This is a genomic window from Pectinatus haikarae, assembly GCF_050916305.1.
Classification (GTDB): Bacteria; Bacillota; Negativicutes; order Selenomonadales; family Selenomonadaceae; genus Pectinatus; species Pectinatus haikarae.
In genome coordinates, this window is sequence record NZ_CP116940.1 from 2,416,640 (window position 1) to 2,437,677 (window position 21,038).

The 21,038-nt window shown below is 40.4% G+C and carries 18 protein-coding genes and 1 other RNA gene; 5 read left to right on the forward strand and 14 right to left on the reverse strand.

Annotation, left to right across the window (positions count from 1 at the left end; genetic code table 11):
• Nucleotides 1-7: 7 nt before the first annotated feature.
• Both speD and NXG61_RS11710 read right to left on the reverse strand, forming a co-directional pair.
• The gene (gene speD / locus NXG61_RS11705) at nucleotides 8-799 is read right to left on the reverse strand and encodes an adenosylmethionine decarboxylase (RefSeq protein WP_196604574.1); all 792 of its coding nucleotides are present in this window, start codon (nucleotides 797-799) and stop codon (nucleotides 8-10) included.
• Nucleotides 800-1,092: 293 nt separating this feature from the next.
• Nucleotides 1,093-2,124, reverse strand: coding sequence for a glycosyl hydrolase family 18 protein (locus tag NXG61_RS11710; protein WP_196604575.1), 1,032 nt, complete (start codon nucleotides 2,122-2,124; stop codon nucleotides 1,093-1,095).
• A gap of 70 nt (nucleotides 2,125-2,194) precedes the next feature.
• Between NXG61_RS11710 and NXG61_RS11715 the strand changes: the two genes are divergently transcribed.
• Nucleotides 2,195-2,695: a hypothetical protein gene (locus NXG61_RS11715; RefSeq protein ID WP_196604576.1), complete on the forward strand. Its 501-nt coding sequence runs from the start codon at nucleotides 2,195-2,197 to the stop codon at nucleotides 2,693-2,695.
• A gap of 22 nt (nucleotides 2,696-2,717) precedes the next feature.
• Here the strand turns inward: NXG61_RS11715 and NXG61_RS11720 are convergent, their stop codons facing one another.
• The 5 genes from NXG61_RS11720 to NXG61_RS11740 all read right to left on the reverse strand — a co-directional run bounded on the left by NXG61_RS11720 (nucleotide 2,718) and on the right by NXG61_RS11740 (nucleotide 6,917).
• A complete protein-coding gene (locus NXG61_RS11720) occupies nucleotides 2,718-3,548 on the reverse strand; it encodes a polysaccharide deacetylase family protein (RefSeq protein ID WP_231038578.1) in 831 nt (276 codons plus the stop codon).
• An 89-nt stretch (nucleotides 3,549-3,637) separates the two neighbouring features.
• Entirely contained in the window at nucleotides 3,638-3,991 is a 354-nt protein-coding gene (locus NXG61_RS11725; RefSeq protein WP_196604577.1) for a zinc ribbon domain-containing protein, read from the reverse strand.
• Nucleotides 3,992-4,154: 163 nt separating this feature from the next.
• Complete coding sequence (dusB, locus tag NXG61_RS11730; RefSeq protein ID WP_196604578.1) at nucleotides 4,155-5,111, reverse strand: tRNA dihydrouridine synthase DusB; 957 nt, start codon at nucleotides 5,109-5,111, stop codon at nucleotides 4,155-4,157.
• Nucleotides 5,112-5,148: 37 nt separating this feature from the next.
• A complete protein-coding gene (locus tag NXG61_RS11735) occupies nucleotides 5,149-5,913 on the reverse strand; it encodes a type III pantothenate kinase (protein ID WP_196604579.1) in 765 nt (254 codons plus the stop codon).
• 17 nt (nucleotides 5,914-5,930) lie between these two features.
• Complete coding sequence (locus NXG61_RS11740) at nucleotides 5,931-6,917, reverse strand: biotin--[acetyl-CoA-carboxylase] ligase (RefSeq protein WP_307225018.1); 987 nt, start codon at nucleotides 6,915-6,917, stop codon at nucleotides 5,931-5,933.
• A gap of 213 nt (nucleotides 6,918-7,130) precedes the next feature.
• Between NXG61_RS11740 and NXG61_RS11745 the strand changes: the two genes are divergently transcribed.
• Nucleotides 7,131-7,943: a polysaccharide deacetylase family protein gene (locus NXG61_RS11745; RefSeq protein WP_196604581.1), complete on the forward strand. Its 813-nt coding sequence runs from the start codon at nucleotides 7,131-7,133 to the stop codon at nucleotides 7,941-7,943.
• A 57-nt stretch (nucleotides 7,944-8,000) separates the two neighbouring features.
• On the opposite strand, the gene NXG61_RS11750 is transcribed toward NXG61_RS11745, so the two are convergent.
• Entirely contained in the window at nucleotides 8,001-9,917 is a 1,917-nt protein-coding gene (locus NXG61_RS11750) for a sigma 54-interacting transcriptional regulator (protein ID WP_307225017.1), read from the reverse strand.
• A 318-nt stretch (nucleotides 9,918-10,235) separates the two neighbouring features.
• Here NXG61_RS11750 and NXG61_RS11755 point away from each other — a divergent pair, with 318 nt between their 5' ends.
• Nucleotides 10,236-10,568 (forward strand): hypothetical protein, encoded by a 333-nt coding sequence (locus NXG61_RS11755; protein ID WP_196604780.1) that lies wholly within the window; start codon nucleotides 10,236-10,238, stop codon nucleotides 10,566-10,568.
• Between the two features lie 92 nt (nucleotides 10,569-10,660).
• On the opposite strand, the gene dnaX is transcribed toward NXG61_RS11755, so the two are convergent.
• Together dnaX and ffs are read right to left on the reverse strand one after the other, a co-directional pair.
• Nucleotides 10,661-12,406 carry a DNA polymerase III subunit gamma/tau gene (gene dnaX / locus NXG61_RS11760; RefSeq protein WP_307225014.1) on the reverse strand — a complete coding sequence of 582 codons (1,746 nt, stop codon included), beginning with the start codon at nucleotides 12,404-12,406 and terminating at the stop codon, nucleotides 10,661-10,663.
• Between the two features lie 19 nt (nucleotides 12,407-12,425).
• Nucleotides 12,426-12,655: signal recognition particle sRNA large type (gene ffs / locus NXG61_RS11765), an RNA gene on the reverse strand.
• A 211-nt stretch (nucleotides 12,656-12,866) separates the two neighbouring features.
• Between ffs and NXG61_RS11770 the strand changes: the two genes are divergently transcribed.
• On the forward strand, nucleotides 12,867-14,921 hold the full coding sequence (locus NXG61_RS11770) for a methyl-accepting chemotaxis protein (protein ID WP_432748937.1): 2,055 nt from the start codon (nucleotides 12,867-12,869) through the stop codon (nucleotides 14,919-14,921).
• Between the two features lie 220 nt (nucleotides 14,922-15,141).
• Nucleotides 15,142-15,519 carry a methylglyoxal synthase gene (locus tag NXG61_RS11775; RefSeq protein ID WP_196604783.1) on the forward strand — a complete coding sequence of 126 codons (378 nt, stop codon included), beginning with the start codon at nucleotides 15,142-15,144 and terminating at the stop codon, nucleotides 15,517-15,519.
• A gap of 45 nt (nucleotides 15,520-15,564) precedes the next feature.
• On the opposite strand, the gene NXG61_RS11780 is transcribed toward NXG61_RS11775, so the two are convergent.
• The 4 genes from NXG61_RS11780 to NXG61_RS11795 form a co-directional block, all read right to left on the reverse strand.
• Nucleotides 15,565-16,854 carry an aspartate aminotransferase family protein gene (locus NXG61_RS11780; protein WP_307225286.1) on the reverse strand — a complete coding sequence of 430 codons (1,290 nt, stop codon included), beginning with the start codon at nucleotides 16,852-16,854 and terminating at the stop codon, nucleotides 15,565-15,567.
• 170 nt (nucleotides 16,855-17,024) lie between these two features.
• A complete protein-coding gene (locus NXG61_RS11785; protein WP_307225287.1) occupies nucleotides 17,025-18,953 on the reverse strand; it encodes a peptidase U32 family protein in 1,929 nt (642 codons plus the stop codon).
• A 143-nt stretch (nucleotides 18,954-19,096) separates the two neighbouring features.
• Entirely contained in the window at nucleotides 19,097-20,314 is a 1,218-nt protein-coding gene (locus tag NXG61_RS11790; RefSeq protein ID WP_196604786.1) for an ABC transporter permease, read from the reverse strand.
• On the reverse strand, nucleotides 20,304-21,002 hold the full coding sequence (locus NXG61_RS11795; protein WP_196604787.1) for an ABC transporter ATP-binding protein: 699 nt from the start codon (nucleotides 21,000-21,002) through the stop codon (nucleotides 20,304-20,306). Before NXG61_RS11795 ends, NXG61_RS11790 begins: the two co-directional genes overlap by 11 nt.
• Nucleotides 21,003-21,038: the final 36 nt, after the last annotated feature.

Consider the following 21,038-nt stretch of genomic DNA (forward strand, 5'->3'; position numbering starts at 1 on the left):
TGTATCACTAAAAAACGTTTGTTCCGCTGAATATTTCTATCATTTCGCGTCTGAGGCTGTTCATTATAGAAAGACGGGTTTTTGGCGGTATTTCATAGATATCTGTCTTAAATAAATAATTGCTGAGGTCACATTCTTTTATAAGCATTTTTGTATGAAAAAGATTGGCCTGGTACATATTTATATCCAGAGCATCATAATCTTCCAATGTTTTAGGATCAATAAAATCCTGAATAGAAGCTATCCGATGATCCATAAATAATTTTTTGCCGCTTACATCACGGGTAAAGCCGCGAACCCGATAATCCATAGTTATTATATCGGAATCGAAATTGCCGATAAGATAATTAAGGGTATTAAGCGGTGTTATCTCTCCGCAGGTGGAAACATCGATATCCACTCTAAAAGTAGCAATACAATTGTCGGGATGATATTCGGGATATGTATGCACTGTAACATGGCTTTTATCCAAATGGGCAACAAAGGCATTGCCCTGCACCAATTCGTCCTCTGTATCCACATAAGCTTCTTGAGACATACTTCTATTGGCAATAAGCATCGTCACACTGGCGCCTTGAGGATCATAGTCCTGCTTGGCAATATGGAGAACTTTGGCTCCGATCATTTCTGTGACATGTGTCAGAATTTTTGTCAGGCGCTCGGAATTGTATTGTTCGCCAATGTATTTCACATAATCTTTTTGTTCTCTCGATGTTTTAGCGTAGCAAACATCATAAATATTAAAGCTCAATGCCTTAGTAAGATTGTTAAAGCCGTATAATTTTAATTTTTCCTTCATATAACGACCTCTTTTCTGCAAAATAAAACTCAGATAAAACGCATATACTGCCGCTTACCTGAGTCTAGAAGAGAATATCCCTCTCGATATTCATAGTATGAGCCAGAGTCTTATATATCCGTTCTGTTTACGCTGGACTATGGCATAAACTTCCGTTTTCAATCGTATTTATTATAAAAGAAACTGCAAATAAAAGCAAGAATTTATATATACAGCCTCAAATTATTTTTTATATTTAATCATTGAAAATCTATGCGGCAGCGCATTGCGTTTCAGATTAAGAATTGTCCTGGCTATTTATTAAGTTCATTGTCAAATAATGACCATATATCCGCTGTTTCAAACCCTTTTCGCCAGCTCGCAGCTCCCGGCAGGTCATATTTTTTTATCAAGGTAAGTTTAAGCCGCAGCGATGCTGCATTTTCCTGCCACACACGATAACGCCCGGCACCTTTTCTGTATTCAAAATAAAACTGACCTTCATTCTGCAGCCATTCCGGCTGTATATCATACTGCATGATAAGTTCATCAGCTTCCTGCATGCTCAGAGTTTTTGCCGTTGTTTTGCCGTTCTCCTCTTTCCACAAGCGCATATACAGAGGAACACCTAAAATCAGCTTTTCTCTGGGCACTCCGGCATCAAGAGTCCTCCTGATGCCTTCCTCCACCCATGATAAAGATGCAATCGAACCACTCACAGGAGAAAGTCTGCTGTGCTCATCATATGCCATAAGTATAAGATAATCGACATGTTTAGCCAGCTCTTCTCTATTATAGCATTTTGACCATGCAGAGTTTTCCGAAGGCACCGTAACATCCATTGATATGCGCAGCCCCTCTTTCCGCAAGGCGGCAGATGCCTGTGCGATAAAAAGCGACAAAATATCTTTATCGCCTTCATAAATATTTTCAAAATCAAAATTATAACCGTCGAATTTATATTTCTGCGCATAAAACAGTAATTGCCTTATTATATATGCACGCGCTTTTTCATCATGCAAAAAAGCATGTGTCAAATCCTTATCAAAGTTATTGCTGACAAGCGGCCAGATTTCATAACCCTTTTCATGTGCATTTTTCATATAATTTTCATCAATATTATTTTTGATAAAACCATTAGCACTTGTCACTGCCAGCCACGATGGTGATATAATATTAATACCTTCTATTTTGGGCTGCATCGCAAAATTATTCTCCTGTTCAAAAACCGGCTGCCAAACCATGTTTATTTTTTTACCGGCGGATACGCCGCCCTTATTGTCGGCAGCACAAGCTGTGGAGACAAATATTGAACAAAAAAAGAAAAAAAGCAAAAATCTTTTCAAAAAAATCAATTCCCTTCACAGCATAATATAAATCTTTTGGCAGTATTAAAATTTTCTGAAGGAGACATATATGGCAGTGGAAGCTATTACCTTAAAGTGCGGACATACGATCATGATCGATTTACCGAATGATACCAATCTGCGCGCAAAAATAATCCAAAATTATCATGAACAAAATTGTCTTGTGTGCCGAAAAAAGAAACAACAAGCTCTAGCCGCAAAAAAAATTGATCGTATGGCAGAAATAAAAAAACTGTGCGAACCGCTGCGGCATAAAAATAAAAAATTACAGGAGAAGGCCGAAAAAATAAAAGAATATAAGCTTTCTGTGCTGGATGATATGTTTGACAGGCTGACACGTCAGCATGATTTCAGCAGCGGCCAGGAAAAAGTCATTTTCAATCATTACCGCCAAAGAACGATACTGCGCTTTTGCCGTAAAAGCGATGCGGACTGGTGGATTGAGCAACAAAATACTCCTGTTGAGAACATAATTGATGAATTGAAAGAAAAAACCTTTATTATAGACGGAAAAATATTCCGTCAGCCAGATGAAGATTCTTTTGAGTAAAAATCAGGCAAGCGTATCTTGTTTATCTGGACGAGGGAGAAAATTTTTTCCGATATTTTTTTAATGCTCTTTCCCATTTACGCAGAGCAATAAAAATGATAAAAAGACGGCTTATCTTCAAATTAAATTCCCATTCGGACTGATGTGCCGGTATCGGTATGCGCGGTAAGGCAAACAGGTCCACGGTCTTCAAATTGACATTTTCAAAGATGGCGAAAGCGGCCTTATAGCCCGCCTTTTTTGCCGCGGCAATTACCGTTTTATCAAATTTCCCGTAGGGGTAGCACAAAAAGGACATTGCGGTATTCAAATTTTTTTCCAATGTTTTTTTACTGCCGCTGAGCTCTTTCTGCAATTGCCCACAGTCGGGCAAAAAGGGATGCGTTTCAGTATGTGAGGCGACTGTTTGCCCTCTGTCAAGCCAGTTCTGCAGATTTGCCCAATTCATTGTAGTAGTTTCCTGTTTGCCAAAATTTTCCCATTGATTTTTTCTGCCAACCCATTTTGTTATGGGAAAAACAACAGCCGTCATTGAATATTTTTCCAAAAGTGGTAAAGCTGCCGTGAAATTGTCCATATAACCGTCATCAAAAGTCAGCAATATCGGATTTTTCGGCAGCGGCCTGCCCTCACTGTAAAAAGCATATAGCATATCAGGAGTTACTGTATGAAAATTATGCTCAAATAAATATTTTAGCTGCCATGCAAATTTTTCCGGAGACAGACTGTTTCTGTCATTTTCCACACAGGCTATGCGATGGTACATCAGTATAGGAATGTAATAAGGTATTTTTTTCCACCAAAAAATACCTCCCGCTAATATTAATACACCGGCTAAAAAATAAATTATCATTAAAAGCTCCGTTTTTATTTTAAAAAAGTACAACAATAGCGGCATGTATATGCCGCTATTGTTGTACCAAAATTCATCTGATCAAGACTTCAGCCCAATAACTTGAATACAGCCCATATCACCAAAATTGACAAAACCGCTATTGAAAGAAAAGGCAGTGCGACAAAAAATACAAATGCCGCTATTGCCAATATGCCAATACCAAAAATAAGACGCGACATCCAGCTGCCTCCTGTGACACGGAATGCTGTTCGTCCTTGTCTGCCTTTTGTCGACTGTGAATAGCCGCTGCCATGATGAACACGATCATTGTTTTCTTCTATGGTGACACCACCGTAATCAATTTTTTCCTGATCGGTCATTATTGTTATATTATTGTCCTGTCCGCAATACGGACAAACTTTGCTGTCATTGATTTCTCTGCCGCATTTATGACAAATCATAATTTTCTCCTCGGGTTCTCGCGATCATAATCTCAATTCTAATATATATTCTATCATAATTCACGCTTTTTCATAAGAAAAAATAATATTTTTTATCAGCCAGACAGTAATAGCAGCACTTTTTAAACATAAATAACATACTGATCATAGAGTACAACTACTTCTATCGCAACTGTTCGAGAATAGAAATAAAATCTTCTCTGGTTTCTGCCAGATTGAACAGGCGTCTGAGCTCAGCACCGCCTTCTATACCGCGTGTATACCAAGTGGCATGTTTTCGCATTTCCCGCGGTCCGACATAGCTTCCCTTTTTTTCTAAAAGCATATCCAGATGTTCCATAATGACTGCTTTTCTTTCGGCTGCATTGACTTCAGGAACTACTTTCCCTGTCTTTAAAAATTCGGTAAATTCCCTGAATATCCATGGATTGCCCTGAGCGGCACGTCCTATCATTACAGCATCACAACCGGTCCTGCTGAAAATTTCCGTCAGATCACGGCAAGTCCGCACATCACCATTGCCGATCACCGGTATCCTTACTGCCTGTTTGACTGCCGCAATTATATTCCAATCGGCTCTGCCGCTGTAAAATTGTTCACGTGTTCTTCCATGTACTGCCAACGCATCCATACCGGCTGCCTCTGCCAGTTTGGCCATTTCAAGCACATTCACATGGTTGTCATCCCACCCCTTGCGCATTTTTACTGTCACCGGAAGAGAGACCGCTTTTTTCACTGCCGCCATTATGGCAAAAGCCCGTTTTGGATCCAGCATCAACGCTGAACCTTCATTATTTTTCACTATTTTGGGAGCCGGACATCCCATATTGATATCTATTATATCCGCACACCCCAGAGCTTCTACATATTTTGCAGCTTCGGACATGCTCTCCGGAGTTTCGCCGAAAAGCTGCATAGCTAACGGTCTTTCCGCAGCTTCTGTCTTCAGCATAAATAATGTATGTTCATTACGAAAATGAATTCCCTTATCGCTGACCATTTCCGAATAAACAAGCCCGCAGCCCATCCGCTGCGCTAAAATCCTGTAAGCCGCATCTGAAACTCCTGCCATCGGTGCAAGAAAAACAGGATTATTTACTTTCAAATTTCCAATAAACATATAACGCTGTTTTTCACTCCCTGTACATTTCGAATATTTAACTGTTTCTTTCGTATAATACCCGCAGACCGGTGAGTGTGAGAAAATGATCTGTTTTATCAATAGTTTTTGATTCCCTGGCTATCATATTAGCCAGACCGCCGGTAGCAACAACGTTCATATCCATATTCATTTCTTTTTTAATTCTGTTTACTATACCGTCTATTTGACCGACAGAGCCAAAAATTATCCCGGCTTGAATACCTGTTATAGTATTATGGCAAATGACAGATTTTGGCGTTACAAGCTCAATGCGCGGCAGCTTGGCCGCACGCTGAAATAAAGCTTCCGTGGAAATTCCTATCCCCGGAGCTATTGCACCGCCCAGAAAATCACCGGCTCCGCTTACTACATCAAAAGTCGTCGCTGTACCGATATCTATGACTATAAGAGGTCCGCCGTACTGTTCATAAGCACCTATCACATTTACTATACGGTCAGCGCCTATATCACGCGGATTTTCATATTTCAATTTGATTCCCGTTTTTATACCTGGGCCAACTATCAAAGGCCTCACTTTGAAATAGCGTTCACACATCTTTACAAGAGGCACTACGAGAGGCGGTACTACCGATGAAATAATGATTGCAGAAATATCAGACATAGAAATCCCATGAAAACGAAACAATTCATTTATCAGCATGCCATATTCATCACCTGTTTTCTGCCGATCAGTAGAAATACGCCAATGCCTCATTAATTTTCTGCCTTCATATGTACCCAGCACTATATTACTATTGCCTATATCAAATACTAGCAGCATTACTATGAACCTCCAGCTTAGTTTATTGCCTGTCCGGCCGGTCTTATTGATACATCTCCGGCTAATACCCGTTCAATTTTATTCCCTGTATCTACCAGCAACGCACCATAGTCATCAATATTCACAGCTTTTCCATGAAAAGTTTCATTTATGCCGATAACCTTTATTTCCTGTCCAAGTGTGACAGAAAATTTTTTCCACTCATCTAGAATAGGTGAAAAGCCTTTCTCTCTTATTATTACATATTCATTTTCTAATTCTGCCAAAATTGCACAAAGCAGTTCCACTCTGGATATTTTTTTACCGGTTATCTGTAGAAGTGAAGTCGCTGAATCTCTAATTTCTTCAGGAACTTCAGCATGAGTTATATTTACATTAATTCCCATGCCGATAATTATATAATTTATCCGCTCCATTTCAGCATTCATTTCCGTCAAAATGCCGACCAGTTTTTTGCCTTCATAAAGAATATCGTTAGGCCACTTGATTCCTACCTCTACTCCTGTCACCGAACGAATGGCCTTGCTTATTGCTACCGCGGCCATAAGTGTACACTTTGGTGCTTCCTGCGGCAGAAAATTCGGCCGCAAAATCAATGAAAACCATATACCCTTGCGAGAAGGAGAAAACCAGCCGCGGCTCAGTCGTCCTTTGCCGTTTCCCTGCTCCTCACTTATTAAAATAGTCCCTTCTTCAGCATTTTGCTGCGCCAGGAGCTTAGACACATTATTCGTTGAATCGACAGATTTGTAATATTTTATATTGTGTCCCAAAAACTCAGTAGACAGCACTGCGTTTATTTCACCCGGAGTCAACAAATCAGGAGAACTGATTATTCGATAGCCATTTCTTGATTTACTGTCTATATCATAACCGTCCTCTTTGAGAGCGCAGATATGTTTCCATATAGCAGTGCGTGATACTGACAGCCTTTCTGCCAGATAAGCACCCGAAACATATTCTTCACCTGCTTTTCGCAGTATCGTCAAAATTTCCGAACGCATTGTAACAACCTTCTTTATTCACTGATTAATAGCTAAAAAACAAATATTATATTTTCAACATAATATCAATTTTATCTTTCAAAATGAACATCTTACTTATAATACATTATGAATTTTATTTTCGCAAGAAAAATAAACTGGTAAAATCAAATTAAGCTTGTTATAATTATTCTGATAATCTGGCAAAATGAGAGGAGCAACAGAGAATCTAAAATGAAACACTCATTGATAAAAAAAATCGTTTTATTTATTTTTTTATGTTTTATACCTTTAACGCTTTCCAGTCCTCATGCGCTCACCGAAGGCAGTCAGGAATTGGAGAATACGGGACAGGATGGAATCATCGTTTTAAATTACCACAAAATCGACAATATGAATATCTCCCTGTCAGTCAGACCCGAAGACTTCGATAAACAACTGGCATATTTAAAAAATAATAATTATCATGTTATTACGCCTGATGATTTATATGATAATCTGGAAAAAGGCAAAGAACTGCCTCCTAATCCTGTTCTTATAACTTTTGATGATGGTTATGAAGATAATTATAAGAATGCCTATCCTATCCTCAAAAAATATGATTTTCCCGCAACAATTTTTGTCATATCCAGTTTCGTCGACAAATACCCCAACTATCTCACCTGGGATCAATGCCGCGAGATGAAAGCCAATGGCATTTCTATCCAGTCCCATACTGTCTCCCACAGATCCCTTACAGAATTGACAAATGAACAAATAAAAAATGAAATAACACAATCCAAACAAAAAATTGACAAAGAATTGGCTCAAAATACAATGTATTTTGCTTATCCGACAGGCACATACAATCTCTATATAGCACAAATGCTCAAGGATGCAGGCTATCGGGCAGCCTTTACTGTAAAATACGGCACAGCGGAAAACTCAAGCAATATTTTTGCCCTTGAACGCATACCGGTCTTTCATACAGAAAATACCTTCAATTCCTTTTACAGACGACTCAATTATATACCTTTGTTTGAAAAGCTCGGCTGGATAAAAAGCTGATTTTCCTGAGCGTATTGCCCAAAAAGGCGAAGTGATTAAAAATCACTTCGCCTTTTTCTATTTTTCCACACCATACTTCTTGATATAACGGTAAAGAGTTACGCGGCTTACGCCAAGTAAATTGGCTAATCGGCTGACATTGCCCCCTGCCGACTGCCATGCCCGTATAAATATATCCTTATCTTCTTTCCATTTACTGTCCGGTCTTATATTCCCCATCAAATTTATGCTGTCAGCGTTTATTGTATCGTCTTTTACAGTAAATACAGCATTTTCAATAACGCCCTGCAGCTGCTTAATATTTCCCGGCCAATCATATTCCGCCAGCATGTCAATAGCTTCGCCGGTAAGTTTTTTCATACATGTTTTATGCTGTGCGGTCAGTTCTGTCAATATACTTTCAGTCAATAAAGGTATATCTTCTCTGCGGCTGCGCAGAGGCGGCAGATGAATAATGCTGCGTGACACTATTTCAAAAAGTTTTTCATCAAAAAGATTTTTTTCGCAGAGACGGCGCAGATTACCGTCAGAAGATGCAATTATCCGCACATTAATCGTTCTTTCAACATCTTCACCAATACGCAGTATTTTTTTCATTTGAAGTGATTGAGCCAATTTTTCCGCGATCTGCGGTGGGAGTTTCTCTATTTCATCCATCAGCAAGGTACCACCGCTGGCGAGTTCCAATTTACCGGGATGACTAATTTCCTGACCTATACGTGCACCGAATAATTCCTGTTCAAGCAGCTCAGGCGTGACATCACCGCAATTAATGGAAATAAGAGGGCCGTTAGAACGCGAACCTGCCATATGTATGCCGTGTGCCAAACGCTGCTTGCCGGTTCCCGGTTCACCCTGCAGCAGTATATGATTGTCTTTTTTAGCGGCCCGTACGGCACGTTCTTTCATCAGACTGCATGATGCGCTTATACCGACAATACTATCTAAACTGTATTTTGCGGTATATCCTGCGGCGTGTGCAACCAGCATCCGCAGATCCTCAATAGGCATTGTTACAGCAACAACACTTTTGACCTCATCATTTTCGCCGGCATCCTCCTCTTTTATAGGGACCACAGTAGTTATATCTTCATATGTTTTTACCTGTGTAGTCCATGTGACCTCTTGATTTATGCAGGATATCCCGCTGAACCCCTTATATATAGGTGTGTGTCGATAATTCAAGACCACCTCATTCAAGTTCAAAGTTTTCGCCTGTTCGTCTATGGCTCCTATTCCCGCGAGACGTGAAGCGCCAAGTTTATTGGTATATGCCACATCACCATTTTTCAGAATATGATATACCGCAAATGGTGTCGCATCTAAAATAGCCTCCTGTGCCTGCAAAAACATTTTTTGTTTAAGATGTATTTCCATAGCCGTTTTTATGGACATAAGCAAAGAAATAACCGCATCCTGAGGCAGTTTTTCGTAATCTCTGCTTAAAACAGTTATGATATACGCCGTCTCTCCGCATACACATACCGGCGCCGCTCCCGTATCGCAGTCATGATAGGCTTTCAGCCATATTTCCGGTCCAAACATCCAAAACATACTTTTATATTTTGCCGCTATATTGGCGCTGAAAGTGCCGACATTCTCCAATTTCAGATTGGCGCCTTCAATTTTTTTCGAAAGCAATCTGTTATACGGAGACGAATAATTTTTTAAAATATTACATTCGTTATCCAGCAGCAGCAGACATAAATCATATTCCTGTAAAAAATCCCTTATCCCATCAGTAAAATCCTGCATATATTCCACTGCTGCTTTATGATGATTTTGCAAAACTCTTAATTCTTCTTTGCTCATCTCCGCCAGATCACTGAATTTCTCTGCGGTTATGGCAAATTTTCTGCTTTTCTGCCATGATTCGGCCACCCAGGGATGAACATTGGGATCAATTTCGCCGCTTTCTGCAAATTTATTGTAGTAATTCACTAATTTATCTCTATTGCGATTCTGTCTTATCATTATATCTTTGTGCCGGCTATATGCCGACCACAAAATGTTACACCTCAATTTCCTATGCTGTCTAAATTAAAATACATATATATCATATTGTATCAATCATTACTGAAAGTAGCAATTGATATTTACAAAAAAGCTTGTTTCACATTGAATAATAATGATCATATTTACCAATATAATCCACTTGCAATGGGCAAATAACTATAATACTGTTTTTTATGATCAAAACTGTACTGTACAGATTGATAGGTTCAACCATGTTAGTCACTGATTGGAATTTATGCTATAATATATAAAATCAATAAAAAAGGATTGATGTGAATGGCCCGATATTCAAAACGCATCAGTGAGAAAATCGAAAAAACCAAGGGCTCTGCTGCTCCGCCGCAAAAAAAAGCAGGCCGCGATATTCTCTTGATAGTACTTATAGTTATTAACATCGTATTTCTGATAATAGGCTGGCCGCAGCTGGCAAACATTGACAGAGGCATATATATCCTGCTGGAAGGAGCCCTCATATCTATCTATGCGCAGCGGCATGCTGACCTAAGTGAGAAATACAGTGAATATGTAAAATATCTCAGTTTTATCTTTATGGGATTAGCCTTTCTTTTATTTATTTACAGTGCCTACATGCGTTATATAGCTTCATGAGACTTTCTGACTGCTGCGGTCCTACAGTATTCGCACGATATGAAACGGGGAATATCCACTATGTGGATGTTCCCCGTTTCGTGTATAAAAGATCAAGTTTCCTCTATAATATTGCCGCCGAAAATATCTACGGCATTTTGCAGACGCTTCTTTTCCTCAATGCTCAGATCATTTCTGTCGCCTGCTGTTTCAGTTTTTTTTTCCACAGCTGTATTTTTATCGGCAGATTCATCTGATAATATCTTTTTAGAAGCAGGCTGATCCATAACACATACAAGATTTATATGCTGCCCTGTTTTTGCTAATAAAAGCTCTTCTATAAGATTTTTATAATCAGCCCGTTCCGTCCTTGCTTTGAGAAATGACGCCTTAAAAGCAAGAATCATTTGATTGTTTGCCATACCGCGAACCTGTGCTTTCTCCACACAGGCAAGCGCAGGAATTTTATGCTGTTCACGCAGTCCATCCAGCACTGCCTGCCAGACAGGCAGTGCCTCTTCACGCTGTTCCGGTGAAAGCATCTCACTGACCGCAGGAGAAACTGGTTTTACCGCCTGAGCAGGAATATGCTCGTTACTGCCGGCGTTTTTCGTCTTTATATTGTTTTTTTCTGTGCTGCTGCTCTTTTTTACTGCCGGTACGATAGCCGCACGTGCAGAATTTTCCAGCTTACTGATCACATTTTCCAAATGCGATATTTTTTTCTCCATTGCCAAAAGACGCGTATCTTCCGCTGATACGTTATTTTCCGAAGCAGTCTCATAAGGATAGCATAGTCTCATCAATGCCATTTCAACAGTTACCCGCGGCTGCGGGGACCAACGTATCTGTCCTGATGCTTCATAAACTGCATCTATCATTGCAGTCAGCTGTTCATGCTTAAAAGCAGCTGCCTGACGGGCAAGCACAGAACCTGCCTCCTGCTCTTCGAGAGCAATTTCACCGGAAGCCTTGTAGATCATGACCGAACGCCAATGAAGAGCCAACTCTATCAAAAGCTGACTTATGGCCTTACCTGCGGCAATCAATTCTCCCACAGCATGCAAAATACCCTGCGTATCATTATTTATAATGGAATCTGTTATCTGCCAGATGTATTCGTAATCTATTATACCTAAAATATGGCGTACATTTTCTGCCGTCAATTTCTCCGTTGACAAAGCCGTACACTGATCAAGCAAACTTAAGGCATCCCGCATACCGCCGTCAGCATGAACGGCTATTATGGAAAGAGCTTCATCTTCAGCTGCTATATTAATAGCAGCTGATATTTTTTGCAGCTGTTTTTTTATATCATTCTGTGTTATCCGCCTAAAATCGTATCTTTGACAGCGCGACTGGATCGTAGCCGGCACCTTTTGTATTTCAGTAGTAGCCAAAACAAATACCACATGCTCAGGCGGTTCTTCCAGCGTTTTCAAGAGTGCGTTAAATGCCTCGGATGTAAGCATATGCACTTCATCAATAATATAAACTTTATATTTGCCCTCTGCAGGGGCAAATTTTACAGTTTCCCGCAGATCGCGGATTTCATCAATGCCACGATTTGAAGCAGCATCTATTTCATATACATCCATAAATGTATTATTATTTATTTTTTCACAGTTGCTGCATTTATTGCAGGGTTTCGCCGTAGGACCATGTTCACAGTTTAATGCTTTGGCAAGGATTTTGGCTGTACTTGTTTTTCCTGTGCCACGCGGACCGGAAAACAAATATGCATGGCCTATCTTGCCGTTTTTTATAGCTTGCGCCAGCGTGTGACTGATATGATCCTGTCCTACCAGATCAGCAAAATCCTTAGGCCGCCATTTGCGATACAGTGCCACATAAGACATGCTTTCACCATCTCCTTTACCGGAAAAACAGGAAAAACAGCTCCTCAAATCAGACTACGGCGCTCAGGCACCCTCACGGCACATGAAGGTAATCACTTACCGCTGCTTCCTTCCGGATCTGACGGGGTTCATGAGTCTCCATTGCGTAAGACCCAAGCGCCGCAGTCTCATTTGAAAAACTGCTTTCGTTTGTCTATTTTATCATAACTTATGTCTTGTTGCAAGAATATATATTTTCAAAGCTTACAAAATAATAATTTTCTATCCGTCTTTCAGGCAAAACAAACAGAATATCAAAATCATCTTTCTTGTCAGGTCAATAATTCCGATTCAGTGAAGTTTGTTAATATAAACGTAACATTAAAATAACAAACACTGCGTTATATAATATTAAACTTAATCTATACATGTTGTGCTCAATGCTGCCTTATAAAAATATTCCACGAAGGGTGAAATGAAAATGGAAAACATTACAAAAAGCATCAAGACGCTTTTTATTATTGGCACAGTATTGATCGTAATTTTAATCAGTGGCATTCAAAGCGGTTTTGGCATTTATCAGTTCAAGAACAGCATGGAAGATGAAGTTAAAAACAATCTGCGGCATCAGTCCGGTGAAATAACCAACCAGATGTCTGTCAGTTTGACAGATGCAGCCAAATATGCGGAGCTGTTATCCTACAATATTGGCGCAATGCCTCAGTATAATACAGATTTGATTCTCAATATTATCAATAAATATATATCCTCAAGCCAGCTGGTAAATGGAATGGGCTTTTGGTTTGAACCGGATATGTACGAAAAAGGCACAAAATATTACGGACCTTATGAATATAAAAATAACGGCAAAATTGAAACTACCTGGGAATACAGCAACAGCAGTTATGATTATTTCAGCTACGATTGGTATAAAAATGGCTTAAAAACGACTGCAAATACAGCCTGGAGCGAACCATATGAGGACTCTGTAAGCAAAGTCGCAATGATCACCATCAGCAGTCCTATCAAAAAGGATAACAGCGTCATCGGCGTGACTACCGCCGATATTAATCTAAAAACATTGACGGATTACATTCGCAATATAAAAATAGGCCAGACCGGATATGCTTTTGTCATAAGCCCTCAGGGATATTATCTTGGTGACAAGGATGACAATAAAAATCTTAAGGAAAAAATCGTAGATGACCAAAATCCCGCAGTACAGCAGCTTGGAACGGAAATCTTAAAATCGGCAGATACATTTTTGACCGAATCCTCAGCCTTTGGCGAAAACAGCTTTGTTATAGCCGCACCGATCGCCGAAACAGGAATGCATATGGTACTGGTATATCCTACTGCGGAAGCCTATCAGAATGTCAACAAAGTAATGATCATAAGCATAATTATCTTTATCGCAGTTGTCCTGCTGCTGGTAAGCTTCATAATCATGATTTTCAACAGAAAGATCGGCAGACCGATCGAATATCTGATGCATTGTGCGGAACAGATAGCCGGAGGAGATCTATCAACAAAAATAAATATAAAATCAGAAGATGAAATGGGAAGATTGGGCAAAAGTCTCAGCCGTATGACAGAAGACCTGCGCAGCGTTATTTCCCGTGTAGCCGACACCTCGCAGTCGGCCGCGGCTTCAAGCGAACAGCTGACTGCCAGTTCCGGCCAGTCGGCGCAGGCTGCCGATCAGGTTGCGTCTCTGGTAGCTGAAATCGCAAACAACGCATCTGTTCAGACAAAAGAAGTAAATGACACCACTAAAACCGTTGATCAGCTATTAGCAAGAATAAAAAAAATCGCTGACAATGCCGGCCATATTGCCGAACAATCTGCCAACGCTTCGGAAAAAGCCCAAAACGGCGGTCAATCAGCAGACAAAGCCGTCCTGCAAATGAACCAGATAGCCGCAGCCGTCAATGAATCCTCACAGGCGGTAGCAAAACTGGGAACCCGATCAAAAGAAATAAGCATTATAGTAGACGCCATTTCCGGAATTGCCGGACAGACAAACCTGCTGGCGCTTAATGCCGCGATCGAAGCCGCACGGGCCGGTGAACAAGGCAAAGGCTTCGCCGTTGTTGCCGAAGAAGTCAGAAAACTGGCGGAGCAATCGGAAAACGAAGCCAAGAAAATCGCCCAGCTGGTCGGGGAGATCCAGTCAGACACAGAAAAAGCCGTATCTGTAATGCAGTCCGGCACTCAGGAAGTACAAACAGGAGCTGAAGTAGTAGACCTGGCAGGCACTGCCTTCAAAGAAATCATAACTTCAGTGGAAAATGTCTCCGACCAAATGAAAGAAATATCTTCAGAAATACAGAAAATGCTCTCTGACAGCGGCCATATTGCCAAAGCCTTTGAAAAGATCGATCTCAACAGCAAAGAACTGGCTGACGGGACACAAGGCATTTCCGCTGCCACACAGGAACAGCTTGCCTCTATGGAAGAAATAGCCAGTTCCAGCCAGACCCTTGCAAAATTAGCCGAAGAGCTGAAAACACAAATAGCTAAATTTCATCTGTAACAGCAGCATTCTGTCAAAAACGGACTATGCTCCGTTTCCTATTTATAGCACAGACAGGTGTTTACCAAACCAAACAAATAGTCTATACTATAAATGAATCTTTTGTACTGACAGCAGCTGTTTTGCCGGATAAAACGTCCGTTTGTGCAAGCTTAGAAATATATTGATGCGGGCGATGGTCCGAAAATAATAAAAATATCAGAAAGTCGGTGTTATGCTTATGGAAACTATTGCTTTAATAGCTCATGATCAAAAAAAAGATGAGATGCTGTCTTTTGTCAACAATCATAAGGATCTGCTGAAAAAGTTTCATCTTGTCGCCACTAAAACTACGGGCACGCTGATAAATGAAAAATATCAGCTTAACGTAGAAACAATGATGTCAGGACCTTTGGGCGGTGATCAGCAGATTGGTGCTCTTGTAGCTACCGAAAAAATCAATTATGTCATATTTTTGCGCGATCCGCTGAACGCCCAGCCACATGAACCGGATATCAATGCTTTACTGAGAATTTGTGATGTACATAACATTCCTCTTGCTACCAACAGAAAAAGCGCCCATATTTTATTAAAATATATTTCCGCAAAAATGCAATAAAAAATGGTCCGCAAATATCTTTATCAGGTATTTGCGGACCATTTTCTATTCAAATTTTTTTATTGCATTTTCCAGAGTGTCCAGCATATTATCAATATTATTTTCGGTTATTATGAGAGGCGGCTGAAAAGCCAGAACATTCCTGAATACACCGTTTTTCCCTATAATAAAACCTCTGTCTTTCATTTCTTCAGCAATTTTATCCAATTTGTCCGCAGCAGGGCTCTTGTCTTTGTTTACAAGCTCTGCTCCTACCATGAGACCCAAGCCTCTTACATCACCGATGAGCGGATGTCTTTTTTGGATATCCTGCAAGCCTTCTTTCAGCTGTACACCTCTTTTTTGAGCATTTTTCATAAGATCATGTTCCAGGATATACTTCAGCACTGCCATACCTGCAGCCGTCGATACAGGATTTCCACCAAGAGTGGATGCTCCCGGCTTAACATATATATCTGCGATTTTGGGGCTGGCAATAAAGGCGCTGATGGGGACACCATTGCCAAGAGCCTTGGCCATTGTCATAATATCCGGCTCCACACCAAAATTTTCTATCGCAAACATCTTGCCTGTACGTGCGAACCCGGTCTGCACTTCATCAATTATCATAAGGGTATTATGCTTTGCCAGAATTTCCCTGACACGTTTAAAATAATCCTTCGGCGGAACGACTATCCCGCCATTTCCTTGTATCGGTTCTGCAATGAAGGCAGCCACTTTATCCGAAGTAGCATAACTTATTATATCTTCTATCATATTGGCACATTCTAGATCGCATTCCGGATAACTTCTTTTCAAAGGACAGCGATAACAGTTTGGATTCGGTGCAAAGTGAATGCCGCCGACAGGATGTGGATCAGTGCGCCACATGCTTATGCCCGTCAGATTCATTGTAAGCTTTGTCCGTCCGTGCAGACCATGCCGCAGACCTATAAATTCATCATTGCCTGTATACAGCTGAGCAAGCAGCAGTGCACCTTCATTGGCTTCAGTTCCTGTCGAACAAAAAAAAGATTTTTGCAGAGCGCCCGGTGTGACTTCAGCTAGCTTTTCCGCTAAATTAACAAAATTTTCAGTAAGATATATATTGCACACATGCTGTAAATCATTTACCTGATCGCATACGGCTTTTGTGATCTCCGGATTGCAGTGACCACAGTTGATGACTGACACCCCTGCAAAAAAATCAACATATTCCCTTCCTGTATTATCATATAAATACTGCATTTTTCCTTTGACAAATTCAGGAGGATTCTGATAAAAATGTCCCAAACAAGGCATTATATATTTTTTTTTCTTTTCCAATATTTTTTCCGGACCAATATAACTCGTCATGGAACTACCTCTCATTCAAATATTTACAATATCAAATCCATTTGCATTAATAATCGGATTTTATAGAAGTGCCGCATTGCAGTGACACGACTTATATCTTCAAATAAATATACTGTTTATATAAATAATATATAAACAGTATATTTCAAAACCATAGAATAACCTATTCTTTATTTTGAAGTATCGTAACGATATACACCGTTGCCAATGCTGCGCGGACCAGTCTGCTCAATCTCCTCGATTATTTCATGAACATCGTACGCAGTATAATCATCTATCATCTGGCGGTAGATATTCACCAGCCTGCCGGTATACTCCGGTGAGTAATCCTGTGCCTCGATACAAAATGAAGCTGCTCCAGCCAAACTTTCCAAATACGGCATAAGGCAGATGTCATGAGAAAAAAGTACATGATTTCTATTATATTGTGTTCGCCTTACAGCATGTACTTCATCTGCCATATCAATAAATGCATAATGTTTTTCAAAAGCTTCGGGATCATCCAATTGATTTTTCCCTGTTTCTTCCATAATAAAATCAAAATCACATATCATAGCTTCGATTGATCCATGAACGACAACTTCTATCGGCAGTGTGCTTTTCCCGATAAGACCGATAGTTTGTTTATGTGCCAGTTCCAATGAAACGGCTGCCTGAACAGCTCCTTCGCTTTTTAGTAAAGCTGCAGCTTCACAATTGAAAAGACTAAAGGAAGAACCACAATATACCGGCAGATTCGTCAATTTTTTCGCCAGTGAAAAAGTTCCCATGTTGTGTACCAAAATACCATCCGGTTTAAAGCTGCCGAGTGTGCTGAATAATTGTTCCAGCTCACTTATTTCCCGTGTTCGTGTTATGCGTGGTGTAGTGATAATCAGCCTGCAGCCTTTTTCAGCTGTTATTTTTCTAGCTTCTGCAAATTCGGCTATAGTCCACGGTTTTAAAGGACGATAGACATCACCGCCGGCATATACTGCATCTGCTCCGTTAGCACAGGCTTCCTTTAAGTGTAGCAATGACGCACAGTGTACAGACAGATCAGGTTTTTTATGTTCCTTCGGCTTAAAAAGAACTGTTTTTTCTCTTTCAAATCCAGCCTCTTTCACTGCCTTGCTAAAAAAGCGTGGCTCATCTTCTCCCGTCAAACCAATATCCTTATATGTAGGTTTACTGACGGCAAAGCAGGTCGAAAAACCTCTTACCTTACTTTCAGAAAGCTTCTGCCAGTCATTATTATCCACACTATAGCCTGCAGGATCTGCTATGTATCGATCTATGGCACGGCGATATATACCAACAAGCTGGCTGACAAAAGCGGCATCTCTCATACGTCCTTCAATTTTAAACGAATATACTCCTGATTGAATCAATTCGGGAAGCGCACGATACATACACATATCCTTTAAAGCCATTTTATAAGAAAATTTTTGTTCAGATAAGAACCGCGGATCAGCAATCTTGGTCTCTTCACCAAATTTATACTGCCAGCGGCAAGCTTTCATGCAGCGTCCGCGATTGCTGCTGTTGCCGAATACAATTCCCGAATGCAGACATTGTCCGCCTTCCGCAATACACATGTCACCGTGAACAAAATATTCCAGCTCGATTCCCGTTTTCTGTTTTAGAATGCATATTTCACTGAGACTCATTTCACGGCTGGCTACAATACGGCTGATGCCATACTGCTTAAATTTTTCAATCATAAGCTCATTGTGCGTATTCATCATGATCGATGAATGAAGATTGAGCTTCAACCCAAGTTTTTTCACTATTTCTATTACAGCCAGATCCTGAATAATAAGTGCGTCGGGTTTAATATCACGGTCAAGACATTTCAGATACTCGACAAGCTGTGGAATTTCATCATCACTTATAAGATTATTTAAGGTTATATACAAATTCACGCCATGGGAATGAGTATATTCCACAGCTTTTTTTAATGATGCATTATCAAAGTTAAAATCATCACGAAACATCCGCATATTAAAAGCTTTACCGCCCATATAAACAGCATCAGCGCCTGCTTTTACCGCAGCCTCCAATGTTTCCCACTGACCGACAGGAGCCAAAAGCTCAACAGATTTTTTATTGAGTAACATATATTGCTAACTACCATCCTCGCTAAAATTATTTTATAGATTCCCTTTAAAATAAATAAATATTCAATTCAGCAGATAAATCTATTTATAATAATTATACAATATTCTCCTGAAAAATACATACTGTTTTAGTGAGTTTTTTATTATTCGTAGCGAAGTGCTTCGATTGGGTCCAATTTTGCCGCCTTTCTTGCCGGATAAATACCAAAAAACAAACCAATACCGACAGAAAAAAAGAAAGAAAGCAGAATCGGTTCCAACGTTATCACTGTATTAAATCCACCGAATTTGGAAATTGCCATCGCAGAGGCACAGCCGACAACAATGCCGATGAGCCCGCCGATGACACTGACAACAATGGATTCTATAAGAAACTGCATCATCACATTATTGAAAGTTGCCCCCAATGCTTTTCTGATGCCTATTTCCCTTGTGCGTTCCGTCACAGAAACCATCATTATATTCATAATGCCAATGCCGCCGACTATCAGAGAAATAGCCGCAATACTCCCAAGAAGCATCGTTATCATAGTTGTGGTGCTGGTCATTGTTTCCATTATGCTTGTAAGATTTCTTACCTGGAAATCATCATTGACCGGATTTTCTATACGATGACGCTGACGAAGCAACGTCTCTATTTCACTTTGGACCTGATCAATTTTTTCAGCCGACGAAACCTGCACGTTTATAGTCCTTATGCTTGTCAAAGCCATTAATCGTTCCATCGCCGTTGTAACAGGTATCAAAACACAGTCATCCTGATCCTGCCCCATAGCTGACTGCCCTTTATTTTCCAAAACACCAATAATTTTATATGGATCATTATTAATACGGATATTTTTTCCGACCGGATTGGTGCTGCCGAATAAATTTGATGCAACAGTGGCGCCTATAACGGCAACACGTGCACGAGTCGTTATGTCATTTTCAGTAAGAAATGACCCGCTGTTGACCGTCAAAGACCGTATCGCCATATATTCTGATGTTATGCCGTAAACAGTCGTGTTCCAGTTTTGATTGCCGTTTACTACCTGATATGATTTTTGCACACTTGGTGCGACATAATCAATGTTTTTTATTTTTTTCTTTATAGCATCCGAATCATCAAGTTTTAGATTTTCACCGCTGCCGGCAGCCTGGCGCACTCCATTCACCCGAGGAGCACCGGCCTGAACAATGAGCATATTGCTGCCAAGACTGGCTATCGAATCCTGAACATTTTTCCTGACCCCCATGCCTATTGATACCATAGCGATTACTGCGCCGACGCCGATGATTATTCCCAGCATAGTCAGTATAGAACGCAGTTTATTGGCAATCAATGCTTTCAGGGCCATCATAACACTCTCATTAAACAACATCCATTTTTTCCCCCCTGCCGGCATCACGTGTTATTACGCCATCGCGTACCAGCAGCTGCCTTGATGCGCAGGCAGCGATTTCAGGTTCATGCGTGACAAGGATGATGGTCTTGCCCTGCTCATGCAAGTCAATAAATATTTTCATTATTTCTGTCGTCGACTTCGTATCCAGATTACCCGTAGGTTCATCTGCCATGATTATACTCGGATCATTCACCAAGGCTCTGGCAATCGCTACTCTTTGTCTTTGCCCTCCTGAAAGTTCATTTGGCTGATGGTTGGCTCTAGTATCCAGGCCTACTGCTTTTAAAAAATGATAGGCCCTCTCCGCACGTTCTCTGCGGCTTTTCCCCGCATATACCAGAGGCAGTGCTACATTATCCAATGCACTTATGCGCGACAATAAATTAAAATTTTGGAAAACGAAGCCTATCTTTTTATTGCGTGTCTTGGCCAGATCATCATCACCTAAATATGCTACTTCCTTACCATCAAGTTTATATGAACCAACTGTGGGCCTATCCAAGCATCCCAGAATATTCATAAGAGTCGATTTTCCGGAGCCTGAAGGACCCATTAGGGCAGCAAACTCTCCCTGTTTTATATGCAGATCAATACCATTTAAAGCGGCTACCTCTTGGGTACCTATCTGATATATCTTTTTTATCCCCTCAAGGTCGATTGTCATAAAATACCTGCTTTCTTAAAAACAAAAGATTCACAA